Genomic DNA, 25,664 nt, shown 5'->3' with positions numbered 1-25,664 from the left:
AGCAACGCCGTAGTTGGCGCAAGGCAATAAGGCGCAAAGCGGCGCGGATTCTAGCCATCGCCACGAGTCCCTCGCCTCTCGCGCTACTCCAACCGGGCCGTCTGGCGCCCTAGGTACACTCCCTAGATTGATTCGAAAGACGGAACGGCCGCTCAACGCGTGGTCCTATTCCGCCCGCCCTGTAGGTTTCATGCTGCCTATTCTTGCGCTAAGTTTTGTCGTCGCTGCGGCCGTGACGTTGTTGATCATTCGTTCATCGCACTTGCATGGTGCACTGTCCGCTGACCATGACCTGTCCGGCCCGCAAAAGTTCCACTCCCGGCCGGTGCCCCGCGTTGGTGGAGTGGCTATCTTTGGTGGTTTCGCCGTAGGTACGGCTCTGCTGGCATGGCGTTACCCAGCCATGCGGCACGCCGCGGCGTTGTTGCTCCTTTGCAGTACACCGGCCTTTACGTCCGGCGTCATCGAGGACCTGACCAAGCGAGTCAGCCCGTTGCGCCGCATGCTCGCCACGCTGCTTGCGGCCGGCCTCGGCGCCTGGTTGCTCGGCGGCCAGATCAAGGAAACCGCCATCCCGGGCCTGGACCTGATCGCCGCCACGACAGTCGGTGGTTATCTGCTCGCCCTGCTCGTCGTCAGCGGCGTGTCCAMCTCAATCAACATCATCGATGGCATGAACGGCCTGGCCTCGATGTGTGCGGCCATCATGTTGGCCGGCCTGGCCTATGTGGYCCTGCAGGCCGGCGACCAACTCGTCGCCGCGATGGCCATCGCCGTCATTGGCGCGGTGCTCGGCTTCTTCATGTGGAACTATCCCTTTGGGCTGATCTTCCTGGGCGACGGCGGCGCCTATTTCCTCGGTTTCATGTTGTCCGAACTGGCCATCCTGCTGCTGGTGCGCAACCCCGAAGTCTCGCCAATGTTCCCCCTGCTGCTGTGCGCTTATCCGGTCTGGGAGACGGTGTTCTCCATGTRCCGGCGCAAGGTCGTGCGCGGCCGACCGGTCGGCATGCCTGACGGCATCCATCTGCACAGCCTGATCTACCGCCGCCTGATGCGCTGGGCTATCGGCAGCAAGGATGCTGCCGTGCTGACGCGCCGCAATGCGCTGACCGCTCCTTATCTCTGGGTGCTGTGCAGCCTCTCCGTCGTGCCGGCCACGATCTGGTGGGACGATACCGTCATGCTGCAGATCATCCTGGGCCTGTTCGTCGTCTTCTACGTGCTGCTGTACTGGCGCATCGTCCGCTTCCGTACGCCGCGCTGGATGGTGCTGAACTCACGCCCCGAATCGCAGCCTCCGGTGGTCCGGCCGGAGTAGGTTTTCCCTATCCGGGATAATCACCGGATGCAAGAAACCCCTGAGTCCGCAGTCGCGGTGCCCGCCGAGGCGTCCGCGCCTGCCCGTTTCGACACCCTGCCGCTGGACCCCAAGCTGCTGCGCGCGGTCGCCGATTCCGGTTATTTGACGATGACGCCCATCCAGGCCAAGGCGATTCCCATCGTGCTGGAAGGCCGCGACGTGATGGGTGCTGCCCAGACCGGCACGGGCAAGACGGCGGCGTTCTCCATCCCCTTGCTGCAGCGCATGCTCAAGCACGAGAACCCCAGCGTTTCGCCCGCCCGCCACCCGGTGCGCGCCCTGGTGCTGGCGCCCACGCGTGAGCTGGCCGACCAGGTCGCCGAGAACGTCAAGAAGTATGCCAAGCACACCCACCTGCGCTCGGTCGTCGTCTTTGGCGGCATCGACATGAAACCGCAGACGGCCGCGCTCAAGGCCGGCGTCGAGGTGCTGATCGCAACACCGGGCCGGCTGCTGGACCACATCGAGGCCAAGAACTGCGTGCTCAACCAGGTCGAGTACGTCGTGCTCGACGAGGCCGACCGCATGCTGGACATCGGCTTCCTGCCCGACCTGCAGCGCATCCTCAGCTACCTGCCCAAGGCCCGCCAGACGTTGCTGTTCTCGGCCACCTTCTCGCCCGAGATCAAGCGACTGGCGCAAAGCTATCTGCAAGACCCCATCCTTGTCGAGACGGCGCGCCCCAACCAGGCGGCCTCGACCGTCGAGCAGCGCTTCATCAGCGTCACCGATGACGACAAGCGCGCCGCGGTGAAGCAGATCCTCAAGGAGCGTGCCATCCGCCAGGCCATCGTCTTCGGCAACTCCAAGCTGGGCGTGGCGCGTCTGGCCCGCTCCTTCGAGCGCGATGGCCTGCGCACGGCCGCCCTGCATGGCGACAAATCCCAGGACGAGCGCCTGAAGTCGCTCGACGCCTTCAAGCGCGGCGAAGTGGATCTGCTCGTCGCCACCGACGTGGCCGCGCGGGGCCTGGACATTGCCGATCTGCCGGCCGTCTTCAATTTCGACGTGCCCTTCAATGCCGAGGACTATGTCCATCGCATCGGTCGCACCGGTCGCGCGGGTGCATCGGGCCTGGCCGTCACGCTGGTCACCAAGTCCGACGCGCGCCTGGTGGCCGACATCGAGAAGCTGCTCAAGCGCAAGATCGACCTCGACCCGTTCGAGTTGCAGGACAGCCGTCCGCCGCGTTTCGAGCGCCCGCGCGAGGAGCGAGAGGCGTCTTTCGAGGCCCGTCCCGCCGTGCGGCCCACCTATCGCCCGCCGTCGCCGCCCAAGGATCCCTTCTTCGACAAGCCTTACGAGGCCAGCGCTGCCGGCGAGGCACCAGCCTGGGAAAAGACCAAGGCCGCAGCGGCGCCGGCTGGCGCAGCCAAGGGGCTGTCCAGCTACATCAAGCCCAAGAAGCAAGTGGCCGCGTTGTTCGGCGCCAAGCCTGCGCCTGCGCCGGTCGAGTCCTAAGCCAGGATTGAAAACACGGCCGGGATGCGGTCGGGCAGCTTGGTGCCGTTGGACCGCCAGTCCGCCACCGTGGCGGTCTGCGTCCAACCGCCAGGCAGCGTCAGGCCGACGCTGATCGACAGCCGCGTGCCGGGTTTGAGTGCCGCCAGCAGTGCCTGGCGCAGCGCTTCGTTGCGGTAGGGCGTCTCGATCAGCAACTGGGTCTGCTGAGCCTTGGCGGACAAGGTCTCCAGCTCGCGGATGCGCGCGGCGCGCGGCGCGGCGTCCACCGGCAGATAGCCGACAAACGCAAAGCTCTGGCCGTTGAGCCCGCTGGCGGCCAACGCCAGCAGCAGCGAACTCGGACCGGCAAGTGCCACCACCTCGATGCCCGCCTCGTGGGCCAGCGCGACCAGGCGAGCGCCCGGGTCGGCCACGGCAGGCAGGCCGGCTTCCGAGATCAATCCGACGTCATGCCCGGCCTGCACCGGGTCCAGCAGCGCCAGCCAAGCGGCAGCGTCATCCCCGCCGCCCCTGCCACCCTTGGGAGGGCGCGGCAACTCGACGATCTGCATGGCCTGCAGCGGCTGAACGAGCGGCGCAATGGCATCGACGCGCTTGAGCAGCGCCCGCGTGGTCTTGGCGCTCTCTGCGGCCCAGTGCGTCAGCCGTGCGGCCTGCTCGATGACCCGCTGGGGCAGCACCTCGCGCAGATCCAGGGAATCGTCCACGCCAAAATCCAACGTGTTGGGCATCAGGATCAAGCGACCCGTCTTCATGGGGGCGTTCATGCGAGAGGCTCCAGGCCGGCGCGGCGCAGCAGGTTGCAAGTGCGGATCAGCGGCAGGCCGATCAGCGCGGTCGGGTCGTCGGACTCGACGGCCTCCAGCAGCGCAATGCCCAGGCTCTCCACCTTGGCGCTGCCGGCGCAGTCATAGGGTTCATCCGCACGCAGATAGGCCTCGATGGCGGCATCGCTCAATTGGCGCAGGCGCACCCGCACCGCGGCGCGCTCGATGGCTGCCAGGCCCGGTGCGACGATGGCCACAGCGGTCTGGAAAACGACCTCGCGGCCGCTCATGCGCCGCAGTTGCGCTGAGGCCGCCTCGTGGGTGCCTGGTTTACCGATGGCCTCGCCAGCCAAGTCGGCAACCTGGTCGGAGCCGATGACGACGGCGCCGGGAAACCGCGCCGCGACCACGCGTGCCTTGGTCAAAGCCAGCCGCTCGGCCAGGGCCGCCGGCGCCTCGCCGGGCAGGGCGGTTTCATCGACGTCGGGCGCAACCGCTTCGAACGGCAGGCGCAGCCGGGCCAGCAATTCCCGTCGGTAGCGGGAGGTCGAGGCAAGGATCAACTGGGGCATGGCGGCATTCTCCCCCGCCTAAACTCTCGGCTATGAAATCGCGCGCCTTTGTTCCCGAGAAGCTCGATGTGGCGGCCCTGGCCCATGACGACGCCAGCTTGGCCGGTGAATGGCCGGCGACTTTGCTGACGCGCCTGGCCGACTCGGCCGCGCCCGAGTCGCCCGCCAGCGGGTGGCCGGCGCTGCAATGGAGCCTGCACGGCGAGATCCGCCAACCCAAGAGCAGCACGCCTCAGACCTGGCTGCACCTGACCGCGTCCGCCCAGGTCGCACTGACCTGTCAGCGCTGCCTGAAGCCAGTACACGAAGACATCGACATCGACCGTTGGATCCGCTTCGTCGACACCGAGGCCGAAGCGGCAGCACTGGACGTGGACAGCGAGGACGATGTGCTGGCCCTGCCGCGCCACCTCGACGCACGCGAGTTGATCGAGGATGAATTGCTGCTGGCCTTGCCGCTGGTGCCGCGCCACGAGGTCTGCCCCGAGCCCCTGTCCCACACGGACGACCTGCCGGAGCAGGAAGAGGAGGAGCGGCCCAACCCCTTTGCCAAGCTTGCGGCCTTGAAGCGGGGCGGCAACGCCTGAAACCATGGCTGGTGCCGCTTGGCTCTCGCTGTTGGCGGTGGTGACTTGGCGGCTTTCTCATCCGGTGCTACACTCGTGGGCTTTTCTGCGGCCTGGAGTTCGAGCTTTGATCTCACTCCCCGGGGTTGTGCCCCCAAGGCCCCTAAGTCCGCCCCCAAATCCCGCAGAGTCTGGAGAATTTCATGGCTGTTCAGCAAAACAAGAAGTCGCCTTCCAAGCGCGGCATGCACCGTTCGCACAATGCCCTGGTCACCCCGGGTACCGGCATCGAGCCGACGACCGGCGAAGTGCATCTGCGTCACCACATCAGCCCCACCGGTTTCTACCGTGGTCGCAAGGTGCTGAAGAGCAAGGCCGACGCGGCCTGATGGTGCCCGGTGCCGCCAGGCGCGGCGCCAAACTATCGATGAATCTGCCGACCCGGCCTGCGTACTGCGCAGCGCCGGGTTTGGTCTTTGTGGCTCACAAAAACCACTGACATGACCGCAGTACCCCTGCCTGAACCGATCCGCCTGGCCGTGGACTGCATGGGCGGCGACCATGGCCCCTCGGTGACGCTGCCGGCCTGCCGCGCGTTTCTCGACAAGCATCCGGGTGCCGAGCTCATCCTCGTCGGAAAGCCGGAAGCATTGACGGCCGCTGCGGCCTGGCCGCGTTGCCGCGTTGTCGCGGCCAGCGAAGTCGTCACGATGGATGACCCCATCGAGGTGGCGCTGCGCCGCAAGCGCGACTCGTCCATGCGCGTGGCCATCCAGCAGCTCAAGGCCGACCGGAACAGCAACCCGGCCCAGGCCCATGCCTGCGTATCCGCCGGCAACACCGGCGCGCTGATGGCCGTGGCCCGCTATCTGCTGAAGACGCTGGACGGCATCGACCGCCCCGCCATCGCTACCGTCATGCCCAACCAGCGCGGCCGTTTCACCACGGTGCTGGACCTGGGCGCCAACGTCGACTGCACGGCCGAGCATCTGCTGCAGTTCGCCGTCATGGGCAGCGCGCTGGTGTCCGCCGTCGAAGGCGTTGACGAGCCCAGCGTCGGCCTGCTCAACATCGGCGAAGAAGCCATCAAGGGCAGTGAGACCATCAAGCAGGCCGGCGAACTGCTGCGTGCTGCTGGCGCGGCCGGCCAGTTGAATTTCTTCGGCAACGTTGAAGGCAATGACATCTACAAGGGCACGACAGACATCGTCGTCTGCGACGGTTTTGTCGGCAACGTCATGCTCAAGACGTCGGAGGGCCTGGCGACCATGATGGGCGGCTTCATCAAGGAAGAGTTCAATCGCAATTGGCTGACCAAGTTGGCCGGCTTGATCGCCATGCCCGTGCTGAATGCCTTCAAGCACCGTGTCGACCACCGCCGTTTCAACGGCGCCGCGTTGCTGGGCTTGCGCGGCCTGGTGTTCAAGAGCCATGGCTCGGCCGACGCCTTTGCCTTCGAGCAGGCCCTGGCCCGCGCTTATGATGCCGCCCGCAACCGGCTGCTTGACCGGGTCCACGACCGCATCGTCGCCACGCTTCAGGCAAAAGCGAATGATGCTGGAGACAACGCGGCGAACTCCGTCGCGAAGGCTGCATGAGCCCCATCGCCACCTCTACCCCCCGCTATTCCCGCATTCTCGGCACCGGCAGCTTCCTGCCCGCCGACCGCGTGACCAACCAGGCACTGGCCGACCGCCTCGCGACCGACGGCGTCGAGACCTCCGACGACTGGATCGTCGAGCGCACCGGCATTCGGGCCCGCCATTTCGCGGCGCCCGACCAGGCTGCCAGCGACCTCGCCTTCCCGGCCGCGCAGGCGGCGCTTGAAGCCGCCGGTATCGCCGCCGAAGAGATCGACCTCATCATCGTCGCGACGTCCACGCCCGACATGGTGTTCCCGTCCACGGCCTGCCTGCTGCAGAAGAAGCTGGGCGTTCATGGCTGCGCGGCCTTCGACGTGCAAGCCGTCTGCGCGGGCTTCGTCTATGCACTGAGTGTGGCCGACTCGATGATCAAGAGCGGCGCCGCCAACAAGGCCTTGATCGTCGGCGCCGAGGTGTTTTCGCGCATCCTCGACTTCAAGGACCGCACGACCTGCGTGCTGTTCGGCGACGGTGCGGGCGCCGTCGTGCTCGGTGCGAGCGCCGAGCCCGGCATCCTCGCGACCGAGTTGCATGCCGATTCGCGCCATGTTGACGTGCTGTGCACCCCTGGCACGGTCGCCGGTGGCCAGGTGTTGGGCAGCCCCTTCCTCAAGATGGACGGTCAGGCCGTTTTCAAGCTCGCCGTCGGTGTGCTCGAGAAGGTCGCCCGCTCGGTGCTGGACAAGGCCGGCCTGACCGAAGCCGACCTGGACTGGCTGATCCCGCACCAGGCCAACATCCGCATCATGCAGGGCACGGCCAAGAAGCTGAAGTTGGACCTGAACAAGCTCATCGCCACCGTCGACGAGCATGGCAATACCTCGGCCGCTTCGGTGCCACTGGCGCTGGACGTGGCGGTTCGCAGTGGCCGCATCCAGCGTGGTGACACGATCATGCTGGAAGGTGTCGGTGGCGGCTTCACCTGGGGCGCGGCCCTGCTGAAGTACTAGCAGTCCAGATGCTGCCGCACCGGCAACATCACCGCTACTGATTTGGAATTGAATCTATGACCGCACCTTTCGCCGTTGTCTTTCCCGGCCAGGGCTCGCAGGCCGTCGGCATGCTCGACGCCTGGGGCGACCATCTGGAAGTCCGCCGCACGCTGGAAGAGGCCTCCGCGGCGCTCGGTGAGGACATCGGCGCGCTGATCCATGCCGGCCCCAAGGATCAGCTGGACCTGACCACCAACACCCAGCCGGTCATGCTGACGGCCGGCATCGCCTGCTGGCGCGCCTTCGTCGCCGAGACAGGTGCAGTGCCCGTCGCTGCGGCTGGCCATTCGCTGGGCGAGTACACGGCGCTGGTCGCCGCCGGCGCGCTGAGCCTGGCCGACGCGCTGCCGCTGGTGCGCTTTCGTGCCCAGGCCATGCAGGAGGCCGTGCCGGTCGGCGCGGGTGCGATGTACGCCATCCTGGGGCTGGACGGCGACGCCGTGCGAGCAGGCTGTGCCCAGGCTGCGGCCGAGACGGGCGAGGCCGTCGAGGCGGTCAACTTCAACGACCCCAAGCAGACCGTCATCGCCGGCAGCAAGGCCGGCGCCGACAAGGCCGCCGAGATCCTGAAGGCCGCCGGCGCCAAGCGCGCGCTACCGCTGTCGGTGTCCGCGCCTTTCCATTCCAGCCTGATGAAACCGGCTGCCGAACGACTGAAGGAAAAACTGGCGACGGTGCAGTTCAACGCCGCCGCCTTTCCGGTCATCAACAACATCGATGTTGCCGTGACGGACGACGCCGATGCTCTGCGCGACGCCCTCTACCGACAGGCCTTCGGCCCGGTGCGCTGGGTTGAGATCGTGCAGGCCCTCAAGGCACGCGGCGTGGGCCACGTCATCGAAGCCGGTCCCGGCAAGGTACTGACCGGCATGGCCAAGCGCATCGACGCCGAACTGCAGGCCGCCTGCGTCTTCGATCCCGCTTCGCTGGCGGAAGCCCGTGCGCTGCTGGGAGGCGGCTGAAATGACTGAATCCACGTTCAAGGGCGTCGCCCTCGTCACCGGCGCCAGCCGCGGCATCGGCCGCGCGATCGCGCTGGCCCTGGCCAGCGAAGGCTGGCGCGTCATCGGCACGGCGACGACCGAGTCCGGTGCCGCCGGCATCACCGAAGCGCTGGCTGCCCATGGTGGTCGCGGTATCGCACTCAACGTGACCGATGCCGCCGCCAGCCAGGCTGCCGTGGACGACATCGTCGCCAAGGAAGGCGGCCTGCATGTGCTGGTCAACAACGCCGGCATCACGCGCGACGGCCTGTCCATGCGCATGAAGGACGACGACTGGGATGCCGTCGTCGACACCAATCTGAAGGCAGTATTCCGCCTTGCCCGCGCGGCCACCAAGCCCATGATGAAGCAGCGCGCCGGCCGCATCATCAACATCACGTCCGTCGTCGGCGCCTCCGGCAATGCCGGCCAGGCCAACTACGCCGCCGCCAAGGCAGGTGTGGCCGGCCTGACGCGCTCGCTGGCCCGTGAACTGGGCAGCCGCAACATCACGGTCAACTGCATCGCCCCCGGCTTCATCGCCACCGACATGACCGAGGTCTTGCCCGAAGCCCAGAAAGCCGCTCTGCTGTCGCAGATCCCGCTGGGCCGCCTGGGCGCCCCCGAGGAAATTGCCGCTGCGGTCGTCTTCCTGGCGTCACCGGGCGGTGCTTACATCACCGGTTCCGAGCTGCACGTCAACGGCGGCATGTACATGGCCTGATTTGGCCCGGGGGCCCTGATCTAGGGGCACCCATCTAGAGCCCGTAGAATGCCGGGCTGTTTTCAGCAAATCCCTCCTGGAGGATTCATGAGCGATATCGAAGCACGAGTCAAGAAAATCATCGCCGAGCAACTTGGCGTGGCGGAAGCCGACGTTACGAACGAGAAGGCTTTCGTTGCCGACCTGGGCGCCGATTCTCTGGACACCGTGGAACTGGTGATGGCCCTCGAAGACGAGTTCGGCATCGAGATTCCGGACGAAGAAGCCGAGAAGATCACCACCGTGCAGCTGGCGATCGACTACGCCGTCAAGCACCAGAAGGCCTGAAGGCTTTCTTTCTCTCGCAACTCTGATCCGCACTGCATGAGCCGTCGCCGCGTCGTCGTCACCGGTCTTGGCCTGATCAGTCCCGTCGGCAATACCGTTGCCGAAGGCTGGGCCAATATCCTCGCCGGTCGTTCCGGCATCGCCACCGTCACCCGTTTTGACGCCAGCAATCTGGCGTGCCACTTCGCGGGTGAGGTCAAGGGCTTCAAGATCGAGGACTACATCCCCGCGAAAGAAGCCCGGCACATGGATATCTTTATCCATTACGGGCTGGCGGCGTCCATGCAGGCGGTGCGCGACGCCGGTCTTCCGACCGGCGATCAATTGACCGAAGAGCAGGCCGAGCGCATCGGCGTGCTCGTCGGGTCCGGCATTGGCGGCCTGCCGCTGATCGAAGACACCAAGACCGAGCTGATGAACCGCGGCCCGCGCCGCATCTCGCCGTTCTTCATCCCGGCTTCGATCATCAACATGATCTCGGGTCATGTCTCCATCCAGTTCGGTTTCCAGGGACCGAATTTGGCGATCGTGACGGCCTGCACCACGGGCCTGCATGCGATCGGTGAAGCCGGCCGCCTCATCGAGTACGGCGACGCCGACGTGATGGTCGCGGGCGGTGCCGAAGGTGCGGTGTCACCACTGGGCATCGGCGGTTTTGCTGCTGCCCGCGCGCTTTCCACCCGCAACGACGACCCCGCGACCGCGTCCCGCCCCTGGGACAAGGACCGCGACGGCTTCGTGCTGGGCGAGGGTGCGGGCGTGCTGGTGCTCGAGGAGTACGAACACGCCAAGAAGCGCGGCGCCAAGATCTATTGCGAGCTGTCCGGTTTCGGCATGGGGGCGGACGCGTACCACATGACCGCGCCCAACGTTGACGGTCCCAAGCGCTCCATGCGCGCGGCGCTGCGCAACTCAGGTCTCAACCCCGACCAGGTCGACTACATGAACGCCCACGGCACCTCCACGCCGCTGGGTGACGTGAACGAAACCAACGCGATCAAGCTGGCGTTTGGCGAACACGCCAAGAACATGGTCATCAGCTCGACCAAATCCATGACCGGCCACCTGCTGGGCGGCGCGGGCGGCATCGAGTCGGTGTTCACTGCCCTGGCGATCCGCGACCAGGTCGCGCCGCCGACGATCAACATCTTCAACCAGGACCCCGAGTGCGACCTGGACTACTGCGCCAACGAGGCGCGGCCGATGAAGATCGACGTCGCGGCGAAGAACAACTTCGGCTTCGGCGGCACCAACGGCACGCTGATCTTCAAGCGCGTCTGATCGCGTCCACCGGCGATGCGCCGCACGCCGCCGGTCGTCGTGCATCTGCAGCCCCAGCCGGCCGTGCAGGCCCTCGTGTCATGGATTGCAGCCCTGGCCTCAGCGGGCCTTGTGGCTTGGTTACTCAGTCTCCAAACTGTGGCTTGGCCCGCGGTGATGGTCGCGTCGCTGGCCGTACCCCTGGTCGCCTGGTGGGCATCGCGCGCGGCCGCCGTGCTGCCGCGGCGGCTGCGCTGGGACGGCGAAGCCTGGTGGCTGGATGAACCCGGTCGCGATGACGGGCCGCCGGTACAACTGGCCGTGCTGGTCGATCTGGACGCCTGGTTGCTGCTGCGCGCCAGCCCCGGCCCCCGATGGTTGCCGTTGTCGCGACGCCAGCAGCAGGCGCAATGGACCGCGCTGCGCGCGACGCTGTTCTGTGCACCGCGGGCGCTGCGATGAGTGAGGCTGACGCCGATACCCTGCTGGTGCGAGAAGCCCAGGGCGGCAACCGCGTCGCCTTCGACATGCTGGTGTTGAAATATCAGCGCCGCGTCGAGCGCCTGCTGTCGCGCAGCGTGCGTGACCCCGCCGACGTGGCCGACCTCTGCCAGGAGACTTTCCTGGCCGCGTATCGCGCGCTGCCGGCGTTTCGCGGCGACAGCGCCTTCTACACCTGGGTCTACCGCATCGCGATCAACGCGGCCAAACGTCACAACAGCCACCGCGCCTCGCAGCGGCCCGTCGAGTCCCTGGACGACGACGAGGGAACTTTCGGCACCGGCACGGCTCCAAGCGACGATGCGACCCCCGAGGCCCTGCTCGCCGGTCGCCAGTTGGCGCGGGAACTGGACGATGCCGTCGCAGCCCTCGCCGAGGACCAGCGCCGGGCGCTGTTGCTGCGAGAGGTGGATGGCTTGAGCTACGACGAGATCGGCGACCTGATGAATTGCCCGCCCGGCACCGTGCGCTCGCGCATCTTTCGCGCCCGCGAGGCCGTCGCGGCGCGGCTGCGGCCGCTGCTGGGCAGCGGGGGAGGGCGGCGATGGTGAGCGCTGCAGACAACGCACTGTACGAAGCGCTGTCCGCCGTCATGGACGGCCGCGCCACGCCAGCCGACTGGGCGCGCGTGAACGCGGCCTGGGCAAGCGACCCGGGCCTGCGCGAGCGCTGGGCAATCTGGCATGCGGCAGGTGATGGCCTTCGCGCCACCGAACTGCCGGAACTGCGTCAGCAACCCCAAGCGCTGCTCGCAGCCCTGCATGCACAACTGCCTGCCGAGGTGGTGGACCATCCACGCCGTCGCGACTGGTTGGCGCCCATCGCGGTGGCCGCCAGCTTCGTGGGCCTGGCCCTGGGCGCCGGCCTGCTGCGTCCCGCGCCCGCGCCGGACGCCCAGGTCGCCGCTGCACCGAACACAACACCGCGCGCGCAGGGGCTTGGCGGCCTGAGCTTTGCACACGCCGCCGCAGGCCGTACCCTGCCTGCAGTTGGCGCGACGCGGGAGGCCGGATTGCCAGGAGAGGCGCCGGCGGAGATCATTGACTGGGGCCTGGCTCTGCCGGAATCCGCCGCCTCGCAGCCCCCGTCCTTGAAGTGACGCTTCGATGCCCCATTTGCCTTGTCCTGCTGAATCCCTGGAACTCCCTATGCACGCTGAGACCCGCCTTCACCCTGCGCGCGCGCGCTTTCTGCTTTCCGGCACGGCGCTGGCGCTGGCGCTGGCGCTGGCGCTGACGCTGGGGCAGGCACCCGCCGCGGCGCAGCCGCGCGAGCTGCCAGACTTCGCCGAGATCGTGGAGCGCGTCGGCCCGGCGGTCGTCAACATCCGTACCGCTGAAAAGGTCAAGATGGCCGAAGGCCAGGCGGAGATGAACGAGCAGATGCAGGAGTTCTTCCGCCGCTTCGGCATCCCGGTGCCCAACCAGCGCCGCGGCGCGCCGCGCGGCGGCGGCACGCCTGACGACGACGGCCCCATGCGCCGCGGCGTCGGCTCCGGCTTCGTCCTCAGCGCCGATGGCTACGTGCTGACCAATGCCCATGTCGTGCAAGGGGCCGACGAGGTCATCGTCACGCTGACGGACAAGCGCGAACTCAAGGCCAAGCTCATCGGTGCCGACCAGCGCTCCGACGTGGCGGTCGTGAAGGTCGAGGCGACCGGCCTGCCGGTCGTGAAGGTCGGCGACAGCAACAAGTCACGCGTCGGCGAATGGGTCATGGCCATCGGCTCGCCTTTCGGCCTGGAGAACACGGTGACGGCCGGCATCATCAGCGCCAAGCAGCGCGACACCGGCGATCTGCTGCCACTGATCCAGACCGACGTGGCCATCAACCCGGGCAACTCCGGCGGCCCGCTGGTCAACATGCGCGGCGAGGTCATCGGTATCAACTCGCAGATCTACAGCCAGAACGGCGGCTACATGGGCATCTCGTTTGCGATCCCCATCGCCGACGCGATCCGTGTGGCCGATGAGCTGCGCGCCGGTGGGCGTGTCGTGCGCGGCTACCTGGGCGTGCTGCCAGACGACATCACCAAGGAAATCGCCGAGGCCATCGGTCTGGGCAAGCCGCAGGGCGCCGTGATCCGCTCCGTCATCGCCGGCAGCCCGGCCGAGAAGGCGGGCGTGGAAGGCGGCGACGTCGTCACCAAGGTCGACGGCAAGACCGTCGACAAGGCGGCTGACTTGCGCCGCCTCGTGGCCAACGTGAAGCCTGGCGCCAAGACGACGCTGACCGTGTTCCGCCGCGGCACGACCAAGGACATCGTCGTCACCATCGGCGAAGACGAACGCAGCAGGAAGCCGGGCAGCGGCAGCGAAAGCAGCAACGAGCCGGCTCCTGCCGCTTCCGCTCCCAGCGCAGCCCTCGGTCTGAAGGTATCAGAACTGACCGACGCGCAGCGCAAGGAAATGAAGCTCAAGTCCGGTGTCAAGGTTGACAGTGCGACAGGTGCAGCCGCTCGAGCCGGGCTGCGCGAGGGCGACCTCATCCTGTCGGTGGACAACGTCGAAGTGTCCTCAGTGAAGGCCTTCCAGGCGCTGATCGCCAAGGCGGACAAGAACAAGTCGATGAATTTGGTCGTCCGCCGCGAGGACGCCACCAGCTTCGTGCTGCTGAAACCGGTGCGGTGAGGCGCTAAAACCTTGGCTGTCTGGTCGGGCTTTCCGCGATGCGGCAAGCCCGCTGGGCACCCCGACCGAGGTTGTCCACCGAATACGGAAGTTGGCACCGGCTAACTTTTAGATAAAAGCCGGGATTGTTCGCGCCCGCCGCTAAAATCGCGACTCGACGCGCCCTGGAAGGGGTGTCTGACGGTGGAATCGACGCCCGCTGGCAACACCTCAATTTGATCCACAGGCGATCCACAGGAACTTGTGGATAACCTGTGGTTAAAATTCCTTGTTGGCAGCCTGCAACGACCGGAAAACCAATACTGGTGCGGCTTCCCGGCTGGGCCTTTTGGCTACAATGAAGGCCCAACAAGCAGTTGCCATACCTTTTGTTGGAAGGCACGTCGCCTCTTCGACGTGCCTTTTTTTTAGCTGTAGCACGCGCGCTTCGCGGCTTCACATCGCAAGCGATGTGAGCTTGCGCTGCAACGGCCTTCGCCGTTGTGTCCTGCTCCGTTGGCGTGCCCCCGATCTCCATGAATCACATCCGCAACTTCTCCATCATTGCCCACATCGACCACGGCAAGAGCACGTTGGCCGACCGCATCATTCAGCGCTGCGGCGGCTTGAGCGATCGCGAGATGGAAGCGCAGGTGCTGGACTCGATGGACCTCGAGCGTGAGCGCGGCATCACGATCAAAGCGCAGACTGCCGCACTCCAGTACAAGGCCAAAGACGGCCAGATCTACAACCTCAACCTGATCGACACGCCGGGGCATGTGGACTTCTCTTATGAAGTCAGCCGTTCGCTGTCGGCCTGCGAGGGCGCGCTGCTCGTCGTTGATGCCTCGCAAGGTGTCGAGGCGCAGACGGTGGCCAACTGCTACACGGCGCTGGACCTCGGCGTCGAGGTCGTGCCGGTGCTCAACAAGATGGACCTGCCGTCGGCGGACCCCGACAACGCCAAGGCCGAGATCGAGGACGTCATCGGCATCGACGCCGACGATGCGATTCCCTGCTCGGCCAAGACCGGCATGGGCATCGACGAGATCATCGAGGCCGTCATTGCCCGCATGCCGGCGCCGCGCGGCAACCCGGACGGCCCGCCGCGCGCCATGATCATCGACGCCTGGTTCGACAACTACGTCGGCGTCGTCATGCTGGTGCGCGTCGTGGATGGCGAGCTCAAGAAGGGCGAGCGCATCCGCATGATGAACACCAACACGGTGTACCCGATCGAGCACATGGGCGTGTTCACGCCCAAGAGCGAGAACCGCGACGGCCTGAAGGCCGGCGAAGTCGGCTTCATCATCTGCGGCATCAAGGAGCTGGCTGCCGCCAAGGTCGGCGACACCGTCACGCTGGAAAAGAAGCTGCCCAACAACGCCGGCCCGGCCACCGAGGCGCTGCCCGGCTTCAAGGAAATCCAGCCGCAGGTCTTCGCCGGCCTGTACCCGACCGAGGCCAGCGAGTACGACCAGCTGCGCGACGCGCTGGAAAAGCTCAGCCTCAACGACTCCTCGCTGCGCTACGAGCCCGAGGTCAGCCAGGCGCTGGGCTTTGGCTTTCGTTGCGGCTTCCTGGGCCTGCTGCACATGGAGATCGTGCAGGAGCGCCTGGAGCGCGAGTTCGACCAGGACCTCGTCACCACCGCGCCCAGTGTCATTTATGAGGTGGAGCTGAATACCGGCGAGGTCATTCAGGTCGAGAACCCGTCCAAGATGCCCGAGATCGGCGCCATGCGCGAGATCCGCGAGCCCATCGTGACCGTGCATCTCTACATGCCGCAGGACTATGTCGGCGTCGTCATGACGCTGGCCAACCAGAAGCGCGGCGTGCAGCTGAACATGGCTTATCACGGCAAGCAGGTCATGCTGACGTATGAGATTCCGCTGGCCGAGATCGTGCTGGACTTCTTCGACAAGCTGAAGTCGGTCTCACGCGGCTACGCCTCCATGGACTACGAGTTCAAGGAATACCGCGCCGCCGACGTCGTCAAGGTCGACATCCTGATCAACGGTGACAAGGTGGACCCGCTGTCGATGATCGTGCACCGCAGCCAGAGCCAGTACCGCGGCCGCGGCGTGGCCGCCAAGATGCGCGAGCAGATCCCGCGCCAGATGTACGACGTGGCCATCCAGGCCGCCATCGGCGCCAACATCATCGCCCGCGAGAACATCAAGGCGCTGCGCAAGAACGTGCTGGCAAAATGCTACGGTGGTGACATCACCCGCAAGCGCAAGCTGCTGGAAAAGCAAAAGGCCGGCAAGAAGCGCATGAAGCAGATCGGCTCCGTGGAAGTGCCGCAAGAAGCCTTCCTCGCCATCCTGCAAGTCGACGATTAACTCCCCATGCCCCTTCAATCGATGAGCGTTCTCACCGGCGTTTTGTATGCGGCCCTGGTGGCCTACCTGGGCGGCTGGTACGCCGGCCGATGGAACGGCAACTTCGCGCTGCTGCTCTTCGTCCTGACGGCGGTGACGCTGTTCTACTGGCTGGCCGAGCGCTTTCATTTCGCGCCGGCGCGCCGCGCCGCGGCCGACGCGCTGGTATCCAACGACGCCAAGCGCCGCGAGAACCTGGCCGCCCAGGGCATCGCCCGCGTCGACGGTGACGTGGAGCCCGCCCGCCAGCAGATCCTGCAGCAGCCCTGGTGGCTGGATTGGACCGCTGGCCTGTTCCCGGTCATCCTGGTCGTCTTCCTGCTGCGCAGCTTCCTGTTCGAGCCCTTCAAGATCCCGTCTGGCTCGATGGTGCCGACGCTGCTGGTCGGTGACCTCATCCTGGTCAACAAGTTCCACTACGGCATCCGCTTGCCGGTGATCAACAAGAAGATCATCTCCAACCACGACGTCAAGCGTGGCGACGTGATGGTCTTCCGCTATCCCGAAGACCCGAGCACCGACTTCATCAAGCGCGTGGCCGGCATCCCGGGTGACGAGATCAGCTACGTCAACCAGAAGCTCTACATCAACGGCCAGGCCGCGCCCGTGCAGCCGATGGGCAATTTCTATGACGACAGCGGCTCGCCGCGCGTCTACCGCCCCCGCTTCCTGGAGAAGCTCGGCGACAAGGAGCATGAGATCCTCGTGCAGCCGCAAGCCCAGACCTTCTTCCGTGCCGACCGGGCCGACGGTCCCTTTCCTTTCCAGGAGAATTGCCGCTACACCATCGAGGGCGTGACCTGCAAGGTGCCCGCCGGACACTACTTCATGTTGGGCGACAACCGCGACAACTCGCGCGATTCGCGCTTCTGGGGCTTCGTGCCGGATGAAAACATCGTCGGCAAGGCCTTCTTGGTGTGGATGAATTTCGGTAACCTCAAGCGCATCGGTACCTTCTTCAATTGACACACAGATGAGCAGCAGCAGCCTTTCGTCGCCGACCTCCTCTCGCCGCCAGCGTGGCGTCACGCTGTTCGGCCTGTTGTTCTGGGGTGTCATCGTCGCCGTCACGGTCGTTGTCGGCATGAAGGTCTTTCCCACCGTGCTGGAGTACTTCACCGTGCAGCGAGTGGTTGACCGCATCGCGGCCGGCAACCCCTCCACGGTGCCTCAGGTGCGCCAGGAGTTCGACAAGGCGACCCAGGTCGAATACTCCATCCAGAGCCTCAAGGGCAGCGACCTCGTCGTCACCAAGGACGGCAATGACCGTGTCGTCATTGAGTTTGCCTGGGACAAGGAGATTGACCTCTTCGGGCCGGTCTACCTGCTGATCAAGTACCACGGCAAGTCGCGTTGACCTTGCTTTCGCTTCGATGAGCGCCGTGCTTGAGGCCCTGCAACAGCGCCTGGGCCATCGCTTCCAGCGACCCGACTTGCTGGCGCGCGCCCTGACCCATCGCAGCTACGGGGCCGATCACAACGAGCGCCTGGAGTTCCTCGGCGACGCCGTGCTCAGTCTGGCCGTGTCCAGCCTGCTGTACGAGCGCTATGCCGGCTCCGACGAAGGCGATCTGACCCGCGTGCGCGCCCACCTCGTGCGCGAAGACAGCCTGCACAGGCTGGCGCTGGCCATGGGCTTGCCGGCGGTGTTGAAGATGTCCGACGGCGAAGCCCGTGGCGGCGGCGCGCAGCGCCCGTCCATCCTGGCCGATGCCGTCGAGGCCGTGCTGGGCGCCGCCTATATCGACGCTGGCTACGACACTGCCTTGGCCATCGTGCGCCGCCTGCTCGGTGAGACCATCACGACCGCCACCAGCGCCGGCGACTTCGCCAAGGACGCCAAGACCGCGTTGCAGGAATGGCTGCAGGCCCGCCGCATCGCCGTACCCAGCTACCGTATCGTCGCGACGCGCGGCCAAGCCCATGCCCAGATCTTCGAGGTCGAATGTGCCGTGCCGGCACTGGACGTGGCTGAATTGGGCGAGGGGCGTTCGCGCCGCACCGCCGAGCAGGAGGCAGCCCGCCGCCTTCTTGATCGCCTTCAGGACAGACCCACCGCCGAACGAGGCAAACCATGACCACCGACGCTGTACCCCCCGCCGCTGCCACCGCTGAGGGCCCCCCGCAGCGTTGTGGCCTCATCGCCATCGTCGGTCGCCCCAACGTCGGCAAATCCACGCTGCTGAACGCCCTGGTCGGGCAGAAGGTCAGCATCACGTCCGACAAGGCCCAGACGACGCGCCACCGCATCACCGGCGTGCGCACCGTCGAGGAGGCGCAGTTTGTCTTCGTTGATACGCCCGGCTTTCAGACCAAGCACAACGCCGCGCTCAACCGCACGCTCAACCGCACCGTCCACGGCGTGCTGGCCGACGTCGACCTCGTGCTCTTCGTCGTCGAGGCCGGCCGCTTTGGCCTGGACGACGCCAAGGTGCTGGGCCTGCTGCCCGAAGACAAGCCGGTCGTGCTGATCGCCAACAAGCTGGATGCCGTGCACCGCCGCGCGGAACTGGCTCCCTGGCTCAAGGGCATGCAGGAGCGCCGCAATTTCAGCGAGTTCGTGCCGCTGTCGGCCAAGAAGGAATCCGACGTCACCCGCCTTTTCAAGATCCTCAAGCCGTATCTTCCCGTGCAGGGCTGGTTCTACGAGGAGGATGCGCTGACCGACCGCAGCGAGAAGTTCCTGGCCAGTGAAATCATCCGCGAGAAGCTGTTCCGCCTGACCGGCGACGAACTGCCCTACACCTCCACCGTCATCATCGACAAGTGGGAAGAGGAGGGCGAGCTGCGGCGCATCAGCGCCAGCATCGTCGTCGAGCGCGACGCCCACAAGGGCATGATCATCGGCCAGGGTGGCGAGCGACTGAAGCGCATCGGTTCGGAGTCGCGCCAGGAGCTGGAACATCTGATGGATGGCCGGGTCTTCCTGGAGCTTTGGGTCAAGGTGCGCTCGGGCTGGGCGGACACCGAAGAGCATCTGCGGTCGTACGGGTATGAGTGACGCCCTCACGTCGGCGAGTACGCCTGCGACCCCCCTGGGGGGCTCGCCTGGCTTGGGGCGGCCCGGCGCCAGGCGGTGACCCGATGCGGCTGACGCGCCCGCCGGCGGTGCAGCAGGCTTACGTGCTGCATCAGCACGACTGGAGCGAGTCGAGCCTCATCCTCGACCTGTTCACGCGCGAGTCCGGCCGGCTCGCCGTCGCGGCCAAGGGCGCCAAGCGGCCTTACTCGCAGCTGCGCGCCGTACTGCTGCCATTGCAGCGCATCTCGGTCAGCCTCTCCAAGCCCGCCAAGGCAGAAGGAGGCGAGGTACAGACCCTGCGCAGCGCCGAGTGGGGCGGCGGTGCGACCTTGCCGGCCGGCGCCGCGCTGTTCTCGGGCTACTACCTCAACGAGCTGCTGATGAAGCTGCTGGCCCGGCACGACCCCCATCCCCAGCTCTTCGACGCCTACGCCGACACGCTGGCCCATCTGGCCGAAGGCGACGCTGCGCTGCGTGCCTTCGAGATCAGGCTGCTGGCCGAACTGGGCCTGCTGCCCGATCTGAGCGTCATCACGCCCACGCAGGGCCCCGTTGATCCGGCGCGTCGCTACCAGCTCTCGCCCGAGTCCGGCCTCATCCCACCCACCAGCGATGCCAGCCTGCCCGGCACGCTGCTGATCCAGCTCCAGGCCGCGCTGCTGCACGGCAGCTCCGCCGCATTGCGCCAGGCCTGTGCGGCGGAGCTGCAAGGCCTGAAGACCACGCTGCGCGGCTTGCTCCACTACCATCTCGGCCACCAGCCTTTGCGCACCCGCGCGCTGATGGTGGACGTGCAACAACTGATGGACTCATGAATCCGTTTGCTCATGCTGGCGCGCGCTGCGCTCTGTCGGTCAACGTCAACAAGGTCGCGCTGCTGCGCAACACCCGCCACCTGGGCATTCCCAGCGTGCTGCGTGCGGCTGAGCAGTGCCTGCTGGCAGGTGCCCAGGGCATCACCGTCCATCCCCGGCCCGATGCGCGCCACATCCGCGCCAGCGACGTTGACGACCTGGCCGCCTTCCTGCGGGATTGGCCCCAGGCCGAGTTCAACATCGAGGGCAACCCGACGCAGAACCTGATGGACTTCGTGCGCAAGCACCGGCCTCATCAGGTCACCTTCGTGCCGGACTCGGAAGAGCAGTTCACTTCCGACCATGGCTGGACGCTGTCGCAGGACGCCGAGCGACTGAAGCCTTTGATCCAGGAAGCGCAAAGCCTGGGCGTGCGCGTCAGCCTCTTCATGGACCCGAATCCGGCCGCGATGGCGGCCGTGGCCGAGCTGGGCGCGGACCGCATCGAGCTCTATACCGAAACCTTTGCAAGCGCCTTCGGCACCGAACGCCAGGACGCGGTGCTGGCCAGCTTCACGGCCACGGCCGAGGCGGCGCTCAAGGTGGGCTTGGGGCTGAATGCCGGCCACGATCTGAATCGCGACAACCTCAGCCTGTTCCTGCGCCATGTCCCGGGCGTACAGGAGGTGTCCATCGGCCATGCCCTGATCGCCGATGCCCTGGAGCTGGGCTACGCCGATACGGTGCGCGGCTATCAACAGGTCATTGCCACGGCGTACCAGTGATCTACGGCATCGGCACCGACGTCTGCGACATCCGGCGCATCCGCGCCACGCTCGCACGCCGCGGCGAGCGCTTTGCCGAGAAGGTGCTGGGGCCGCATGAGCTGGCCGTCTTCCGGGAGCGCCGCGCCAAGGTTGAGGCGCGCGGCGAGGCCTATCTGGCGACGCGCTTCGCCGCCAAGGAGGCCTTCTCCAAGGCCATCGGCATGGGAATGCGCATGCCCATGACCTGGCGCGCCATGGAGGTTGTCAAGGCGCGCAGCGGCAAGCCCGAGATCGCATTGCACGGGGCGCTGGCCGATTGGTTCGCCTCCCGGGGCTTGAGCGCCCATGTGACAGTCAGCGACGAGCAGGACTATGCCGTCGCCTTCGTCGTCGTGGAGAAGGCGGCGCCTTAGCGTCGACTTGGCGCCACCCGCTCAGGGTGCCTTCTTGACCGCTGGCTTGGCGGCTACTGGCTTGGCCAGCGACTCGCCCTTGGACTGCACCACCATGTCCATGTCCATGAACATCCGGCCGTTGTCGGGCCCGTTCATCGTCATCTTCATGTCCATGGCGAGCTGGCTGGCCAGCGGCAGGCGGTCGGCCAGGCGCAGCGAACTCGTGCCCTTGCCGCCGCCCGTGATCTGCATGTGCAGCATCTGCGGCGAAGCGTCCGTGGCCGCCGGCTTGGGAATCGGGGTGTCGACGTTCATGTTGAGATCCATGCTCAGGTCGAAGTGCGCCACGCCCTTGTCCACGCGGGCCAGCGTGTAGCGCACCAGGCCTTGCATGCCGCCGGCGCCGCCTGGCAGCGGCATGGGCAGGGCCATGTTCAGCGGCACCTCGACGCTTTCGCCGACCTTCAGCGGGCGCTGGCTCAGGGCCTTGAGCAGTTGCAGGGACTCGCTGATCGCGGCCTTGCCCTGGTTGTTCATGGCCTCGCTCAGCTCGGGCGAGCCGCCCTCGACCTTCTGCAACTCGAAGCCGAAGTCCTTGGGGTTGAAGCGCGCGGCAACGCGCATGTCGGTCTTGCCCAGGTTGGGTAGCGGTGTGGGCTTGCCGCCGATTTCCACGCTGCCGCCCGTGGCGCCGACCGACAAGCTCAGCGGCAGCCAGCCCTCGGCGTCCTGGGCATCCACCTTCATGGTCTGCTCCATGCGCATGCTCATCTTCATCGGCCCCATCAGCGCCATGCCCTCGGCGGCCTGGGCCGCCTTGGCACGCTGCTCGTCCGTCGCGTCGGGGACGGCCTCGATGCGCATCTTCATGACAGCCTGCAGGTCGATCTGCTGTCGTTGATGCTGGCCTGCACGCGGTGCGGTGTCAAAGCTGATGGCAGCGGGCGCGCTCGGTGCCGCCTGGGCAGCGAAGTTGAGGCCGAGCAGGGCGGCGAGCAGGTGCAGGCGCAGCGGGGAGACGATGGTCACGAGAGCAACTCCATGAAAAAGCGGTGCCGAACTGGCAGCCGAGCGGCATCGTAGAAAGAGCCAGGGCCCGTCCGGCATCAGCCGGCCTGGGTAATTTCACCCAAGCGAACTTATGCGGTCCTGATCAGCGCGATGGCTGGAAAAGCAGCCGCTCCGCCAGGTCCCGGCGGGCCGGGGGCTGGCCCTGCAGGCGGTCCAGCATGGCGATGACGGGGTCGCAGCTGGCCGCGACGCCGGGTTTGGCCGCCTCGGGCGCGTCGACCCACAGGCGCGACAGCATGCCCATGGCCGTCGGCCCCACCGTGCGCTCAAGGACCTCGATCTCAAGGGCGTTGACCGGCTTGGGCTGCCGGTGTGGCAGCGTGCCATTGGCCACGTCCTGCAACCATTGGGCTTCGCGCGCCTGCAACGCCTGCGGCAGCTGCGGGCGCACGCCCAGGCGTCCGTCGAGCAGCTCACGACAGGCCCCGGCACTGACGCCCGCGGCTGGCGCGCGCAGGGCTTTCAGCTGGTCGGACACCAGTTGCACATAGCGGTGGCGCAACACGGCGTCGGTGCCGCCGAGCAGATCCGGCATCTGGCGGGCCAGGGGCGACAGCACGGTGGCTTGCACCTCCTCCTCGCTGGCGCCGGCCTGGTGGGCGGCCAGCATGCGCTTGGCGATGTCGTCCACGGTGCCTGGGGTGCGTTTGTCCAGCGCCTCCCACACGGGGTGCATGTGCAATGCGTCGTCGAAATCGGCCAGCGTGGCATTGGCGGCCGGCAGCGGCACCGCCAGTGTGGGTGGCGCTGGCGCAATCAAGGCGTAGGAGACCAGCTCGTCGCGCGGCACGAACCACATGCTGCGCGAAGGTGTGCGCAGCGTCTTGTCGATCATGGGCTGCGGCAGGCCCAGCTCGGTGTAGGTCTTGGCCAACTGCTGGTTGGCCAGTTCCTCGAAGACGGGGTTGTAGGTGCCGGTGGATGCGCGATGAAAACCCAGCTCGCCCGTGGCCGTCATATGGCGGGGCTGTCCGGCCAGGAAGACCAGGGTGCAGGCGCTGGCGCAGGTGCCCACGGCGCGGCTGGCCTGCCCGCGTGCCTTCAGTGCAGCAGCCATGCGCTCGGCCTCGCGCACGCGGCCACCCGGTGATGCGAGCTCCACGCGCTTGAGGTCCCGTGCTGCCTCGCTGTTCAGCAACTGGCGCAGTCGCTCGCCGTCGCCCATGCCGATGACACCATCCAGCCGCAGGCTGCGGCCATCGGCGGAGAAGCTGAACTTGGCCTGCCCCAACGGGTCGACGCCGCGGGCCATGGACCAGTACTCGCCCACGCTGGGCAGGAAGCCGAACACCACCGACGCCAGCAACTGCAGGGTGCTGAGGGCCAGCGTGATGCGCGCCAGCCACCCCCAGAGGGCCGAGCCGCTTTCGCGCAGATAGTTGGCCGCGGCACGCCAGGCGCCGACGATGCACCACAGGTTCAGCGCCAGCAGCAGCGGCATGGTCACCAGCAGCGAGATGGCGCTGACCTGTAGCGAGTCGCCCTTGACGCTGATCCAGGTCATCAGGCCCGTCAGCAGGCAAGCCAGCGGCGTGGCGACGAGGAAGTTGTTGACCCAGTAGCTGCGCACCAGGCTCATCTCGCCATGCCAATGGCGGGCGAAATAGCCGCGCTGGGCTTCGCGGACCACGCGGGTCCGCGCCGGCCGCTCGCCCGCCGGGCGCGGGCGGTTCGAGGACTGCTGCCAGGCCGCGGGCTCGGGCGCCGGCTCAGGCGCTGCGCGTGGCGCATGGTGGTCGACCAGCGTGGGGTCGACGTAGGGGCGTCGATTTTGGGCGTCTGTCATGTGCCGCGCAGCTTACTGAGCCAGGCGCTGAAACCAAGGTGGCTATTCACCGCCGGGCGTCAATTGCGGTAGTTATTCAGCATCGGATACCGCCTTGCCACGAGCGCGAACAGCGTGGCGGCCACCAGCGCAAAACCGGCGAAGAAGAACATCAGGCAGGCGGTCTCGCTGTAGCCGGTCGACTTGATCGCCTGCAGCGCCGCCGGGCTCTTGATGCTGACGTTGGACAGCAGCACCCACAGGTTGCCGATGGTCACCGACAGGCTCCAGAAGCTCATGATGGTGCCCTTCATGGACAGCGGCGCCTGGCTGTAGGCGAACTCCAGCCCGGTGGCCGAGACCAGCACCTCGCCCAGCGTCAGCAGCGCATAGGGCAGCATCTGCCAGACGATGCTGACCGTCGTGCCTTCGTCCAGCCACAGCTGCAGCACACCGGCGACGATCCAGGCCGCGCCCGCCAGCGCGATGCCAGCGCCCATGCGGCGCAGTGCGGTCACCTGCAGTCCCGCGCGCCGCAGCGCCGGGTAGAGCACCAGGTTGTTGAAGGGGATGAGGATCATCACCAGCGCCGGGTTCAGCGCCTGCATCATGGACGACTGGAACCAGGCGGGCTTGGCCATCTGATCGGCCTGCAGCACCCAGGTCGAGGCCTTCTGGTCGAACAGCGACCAGAACGGCGTGACCAGCGCGAACAGCACCAGCACGCGCAGCACGCTACGCACACCGTCGACAGCCTCGTCCGGATGCACGCCGCGCGCGCGCTCCAGCTGCATCGCCGCGCCCACGCCGCCAAAGCCCATCACCAGCACGAGGGCCAGGCAGACCGCCGGCACGAGGCCCAGGCCATCGATGCGGCTCAGCGAGTAGGCCGCACCAACGAGCCCAAGCGATGCCACGGCGGCGCCAGCGCCGCCGGCCTTCAAGGCCGTCCAAACCACCTTCAAAAAGCTGTGCGGGTTGGCGCCGCGCGCCGGCTGGTGCACATACTTCTTGCGGCCGCTCCACAGGATGACGGTGGCGGCCAGCATCAGCAGACCCGGCAGCGCGAAGGCGACGCTGGCGCCATAGTTCTTCAGGATGAGGGGCATCAGCAGCGACGCGAAGAAGCTGCCGAAGTTGATGATCCAGTAGAAGGCGTCATAGACCTTTTGCGCCAGCGTCCGGTTGCTCTTGTCAAACTGGTCGCCAACGAATGAACTCACCAAGGGCTTGATGCCACCCGAGCCGAGCGAGATCAGGAACAGGCCGAAGTAGAAGCCCCGGATGTTGTCGTCGAACAGGGCCAGGCAGGCATGCCCCGCGCAATACACGATGCTGAACCAGAAGATCGTCGGGTACTTGCCGAAGAAGCGATCGGCCAGCCAGCCACCCAGCAGCGGGAAGAAATAGACGCCGATGACGAAGGTGTGGAACACCTCCTTGGCCTCGGCCTTGCGCAGGTCCTCGGGGATGGCCAGCAGCAGGCTGGTCATCATGAAGACCGTCAGGATGTTGCGCATGCCGTAGAAGCTGAAGCGCTCGCATCCCTCGTTGCCGATGATGTAGGGGATCTGCGGCGGCATCTTGGCCGCTGGGCTTGCCGCGGTGGCGGCGTCTGCGGTGACAGTGGTCGTCATGGGGCCTCGGAATAGGGGCTCTGAAAGTGAGAACGCCGCCCGGCTTGTGGCCGAGCGG

Annotated in this window: 27 protein-coding genes; 22 read left to right on the top strand and 5 right to left on the bottom strand. The window is 66.6% G+C overall.

What is annotated here, in order from left to right; translation table 11 throughout:
- Positions 1–190: 190 nt before the first annotated feature.
- Together ASC95_RS28290 and ASC95_RS28285 are read left to right on the top strand one after the other, a co-directional pair.
- Entirely contained in the window at positions 191–1,321 is a 1,131-nt protein-coding gene (locus ASC95_RS28290; RefSeq protein ID WP_057301032.1) for a glycosyltransferase, read from the top strand.
- A 27-nt stretch (positions 1,322–1,348) separates the two neighbouring features.
- Positions 1,349–2,824: a DEAD/DEAH box helicase gene (locus tag ASC95_RS28285; protein ID WP_082568188.1), complete on the top strand. Its 1,476-nt coding sequence runs from the start codon at positions 1,349–1,351 to the stop codon at positions 2,822–2,824.
- On the opposite strand, the gene ASC95_RS28280 is transcribed toward ASC95_RS28285, so the two are convergent.
- The gene (locus ASC95_RS28280; protein WP_057301031.1) at positions 2,821–3,594 is read right to left on the bottom strand and encodes an SAM-dependent methyltransferase; all 774 of its coding nucleotides are present in this window, start codon (positions 3,592–3,594) and stop codon (positions 2,821–2,823) included. The two genes, ASC95_RS28285 and ASC95_RS28280, sit on opposite strands and share 4 nt — an antisense overlap.
- Positions 3,591–4,166, bottom strand: a complete 576-nt coding sequence (locus ASC95_RS28275) for a Maf family nucleotide pyrophosphatase (RefSeq protein WP_057301030.1) — start codon at positions 4,164–4,166, stop codon at positions 3,591–3,593. Before ASC95_RS28275 ends, ASC95_RS28280 begins: the two co-directional genes overlap by 4 nt.
- Positions 4,167–4,198: 32 nt before the next feature.
- Between ASC95_RS28275 and ASC95_RS28270 the strand changes: the two genes are divergently transcribed.
- From ASC95_RS28270 to acpS, 20 genes are all read left to right on the top strand, one after another.
- Positions 4,199–4,753: a DUF177 domain-containing protein gene (locus tag ASC95_RS28270; RefSeq protein WP_057301029.1), complete on the top strand. Its 555-nt coding sequence runs from the start codon at positions 4,199–4,201 to the stop codon at positions 4,751–4,753.
- 182 nt (positions 4,754–4,935) lie between these two features.
- Positions 4,936–5,121: a 50S ribosomal protein L32 gene (gene rpmF, locus ASC95_RS28265; protein ID WP_056204281.1), complete on the top strand. Its 186-nt coding sequence runs from the start codon at positions 4,936–4,938 to the stop codon at positions 5,119–5,121.
- 111 nt (positions 5,122–5,232) lie between these two features.
- The gene (gene plsX / locus ASC95_RS28260; protein WP_057301028.1) at positions 5,233–6,330 is read left to right on the top strand and encodes a phosphate acyltransferase PlsX; all 1,098 of its coding nucleotides are present in this window, start codon (positions 5,233–5,235) and stop codon (positions 6,328–6,330) included.
- Complete coding sequence (locus ASC95_RS28255) at positions 6,327–7,325, top strand: beta-ketoacyl-ACP synthase III (RefSeq protein ID WP_057301027.1); 999 nt, start codon at positions 6,327–6,329, stop codon at positions 7,323–7,325. The genes plsX and ASC95_RS28255 overlap by 4 nt, the downstream gene beginning before the upstream one ends.
- Positions 7,326–7,381: 56 nt before the next feature.
- Positions 7,382–8,329, top strand: a complete 948-nt coding sequence (gene fabD, locus ASC95_RS28250) for an ACP S-malonyltransferase (RefSeq protein ID WP_057301026.1) — start codon at positions 7,382–7,384, stop codon at positions 8,327–8,329.
- 1 nt (position 8,330) lies between these two features.
- Positions 8,331–9,074: a 3-oxoacyl-ACP reductase FabG gene (fabG, locus tag ASC95_RS28245; protein ID WP_057301025.1), complete on the top strand. Its 744-nt coding sequence runs from the start codon at positions 8,331–8,333 to the stop codon at positions 9,072–9,074.
- Positions 9,075–9,161: 87 nt separating this feature from the next.
- Positions 9,162–9,401: an acyl carrier protein gene (gene acpP, locus ASC95_RS28240; protein ID WP_056204266.1), complete on the top strand. Its 240-nt coding sequence runs from the start codon at positions 9,162–9,164 to the stop codon at positions 9,399–9,401.
- Between the two features lie 36 nt (positions 9,402–9,437).
- Positions 9,438–10,682 carry a beta-ketoacyl-ACP synthase II gene (gene fabF, locus ASC95_RS28235; protein ID WP_057301024.1) on the top strand — a complete coding sequence of 415 codons (1,245 nt, stop codon included), beginning with the start codon at positions 9,438–9,440 and terminating at the stop codon, positions 10,680–10,682.
- 15 nt (positions 10,683–10,697) lie between these two features.
- Positions 10,698–11,123, top strand: coding sequence for a hypothetical protein (locus ASC95_RS28230; RefSeq protein ID WP_057301023.1), 426 nt, complete (start codon positions 10,698–10,700; stop codon positions 11,121–11,123).
- Positions 11,120–11,713 carry a sigma-70 family RNA polymerase sigma factor gene (locus tag ASC95_RS28225; RefSeq protein ID WP_057301022.1) on the top strand — a complete coding sequence of 198 codons (594 nt, stop codon included), beginning with the start codon at positions 11,120–11,122 and terminating at the stop codon, positions 11,711–11,713. Before ASC95_RS28230 ends, ASC95_RS28225 begins: the two co-directional genes overlap by 4 nt.
- Positions 11,707–12,261 carry an RseA family anti-sigma factor gene (locus ASC95_RS28220; RefSeq protein WP_057301021.1) on the top strand — a complete coding sequence of 185 codons (555 nt, stop codon included), beginning with the start codon at positions 11,707–11,709 and terminating at the stop codon, positions 12,259–12,261. The genes ASC95_RS28225 and ASC95_RS28220 overlap by 7 nt, the downstream gene beginning before the upstream one ends.
- Positions 12,262–12,310: 49 nt before the next feature.
- Entirely contained in the window at positions 12,311–13,792 is a 1,482-nt protein-coding gene (locus tag ASC95_RS28215) for a DegQ family serine endoprotease (RefSeq protein ID WP_057301020.1), read from the top strand.
- Between the two features lie 515 nt (positions 13,793–14,307).
- The gene (lepA, locus tag ASC95_RS28210) at positions 14,308–16,116 is read left to right on the top strand and encodes a translation elongation factor 4 (protein WP_057301019.1); all 1,809 of its coding nucleotides are present in this window, start codon (positions 14,308–14,310) and stop codon (positions 16,114–16,116) included.
- 21 nt (positions 16,117–16,137) lie between these two features.
- Positions 16,138–17,121, top strand: coding sequence for a signal peptidase I (gene lepB / locus ASC95_RS28205; protein WP_082568187.1), 984 nt, complete (start codon positions 16,138–16,140; stop codon positions 17,119–17,121).
- 7 nt (positions 17,122–17,128) lie between these two features.
- Positions 17,129–17,512 carry a DUF4845 domain-containing protein gene (locus ASC95_RS28200; RefSeq protein ID WP_057301017.1) on the top strand — a complete coding sequence of 128 codons (384 nt, stop codon included), beginning with the start codon at positions 17,129–17,131 and terminating at the stop codon, positions 17,510–17,512.
- Between the two features lie 16 nt (positions 17,513–17,528).
- Positions 17,529–18,233, top strand: coding sequence for a ribonuclease III (rnc, locus tag ASC95_RS28195; RefSeq protein WP_057301016.1), 705 nt, complete (start codon positions 17,529–17,531; stop codon positions 18,231–18,233).
- The gene (gene era / locus ASC95_RS28190; protein WP_057301015.1) at positions 18,230–19,156 is read left to right on the top strand and encodes a GTPase Era; all 927 of its coding nucleotides are present in this window, start codon (positions 18,230–18,232) and stop codon (positions 19,154–19,156) included. The genes rnc and era overlap by 4 nt, the downstream gene beginning before the upstream one ends.
- Before the next feature lie 83 nt (positions 19,157–19,239).
- A complete protein-coding gene (gene recO / locus ASC95_RS28185; RefSeq protein WP_057301014.1) occupies positions 19,240–19,992 on the top strand; it encodes a DNA repair protein RecO in 753 nt (250 codons plus the stop codon).
- Entirely contained in the window at positions 19,989–20,756 is a 768-nt protein-coding gene (locus ASC95_RS28180; RefSeq protein WP_057301013.1) for a pyridoxine 5'-phosphate synthase, read from the top strand. The genes recO and ASC95_RS28180 overlap by 4 nt, the downstream gene beginning before the upstream one ends.
- Positions 20,753–21,151, top strand: a complete 399-nt coding sequence (acpS, locus tag ASC95_RS28175) for a holo-ACP synthase (protein ID WP_057301012.1) — start codon at positions 20,753–20,755, stop codon at positions 21,149–21,151. Before ASC95_RS28180 ends, acpS begins: the two co-directional genes overlap by 4 nt.
- Positions 21,152–21,172: 21 nt before the next feature.
- Here the strand turns inward: acpS and ASC95_RS28170 are convergent, their stop codons facing one another.
- From ASC95_RS28170 to ASC95_RS28160, 3 genes are all read right to left on the bottom strand, one after another.
- Complete coding sequence (locus ASC95_RS28170; protein ID WP_057301011.1) at positions 21,173–22,162, bottom strand: hypothetical protein; 990 nt, start codon at positions 22,160–22,162, stop codon at positions 21,173–21,175.
- A gap of 124 nt (positions 22,163–22,286) precedes the next feature.
- Positions 22,287–23,990: a hypothetical protein gene (locus ASC95_RS28165; protein ID WP_057301010.1), complete on the bottom strand. Its 1,704-nt coding sequence runs from the start codon at positions 23,988–23,990 to the stop codon at positions 22,287–22,289.
- A 59-nt stretch (positions 23,991–24,049) separates the two neighbouring features.
- Positions 24,050–25,606, bottom strand: coding sequence for an oligopeptide:H+ symporter (locus tag ASC95_RS28160; protein WP_057301009.1), 1,557 nt, complete (start codon positions 25,604–25,606; stop codon positions 24,050–24,052).
- Positions 25,607–25,664 lie beyond the last annotated feature (58 nt).

The sequence above is a fragment of the Pelomonas sp. Root1217 genome, from assembly GCF_001425705.1.
Lineage (GTDB): Bacteria > Pseudomonadota > Gammaproteobacteria > Burkholderiales > Burkholderiaceae_C > Pelomonas.
This window is presented reverse-complemented; position numbering and strand designations above follow the sequence as displayed.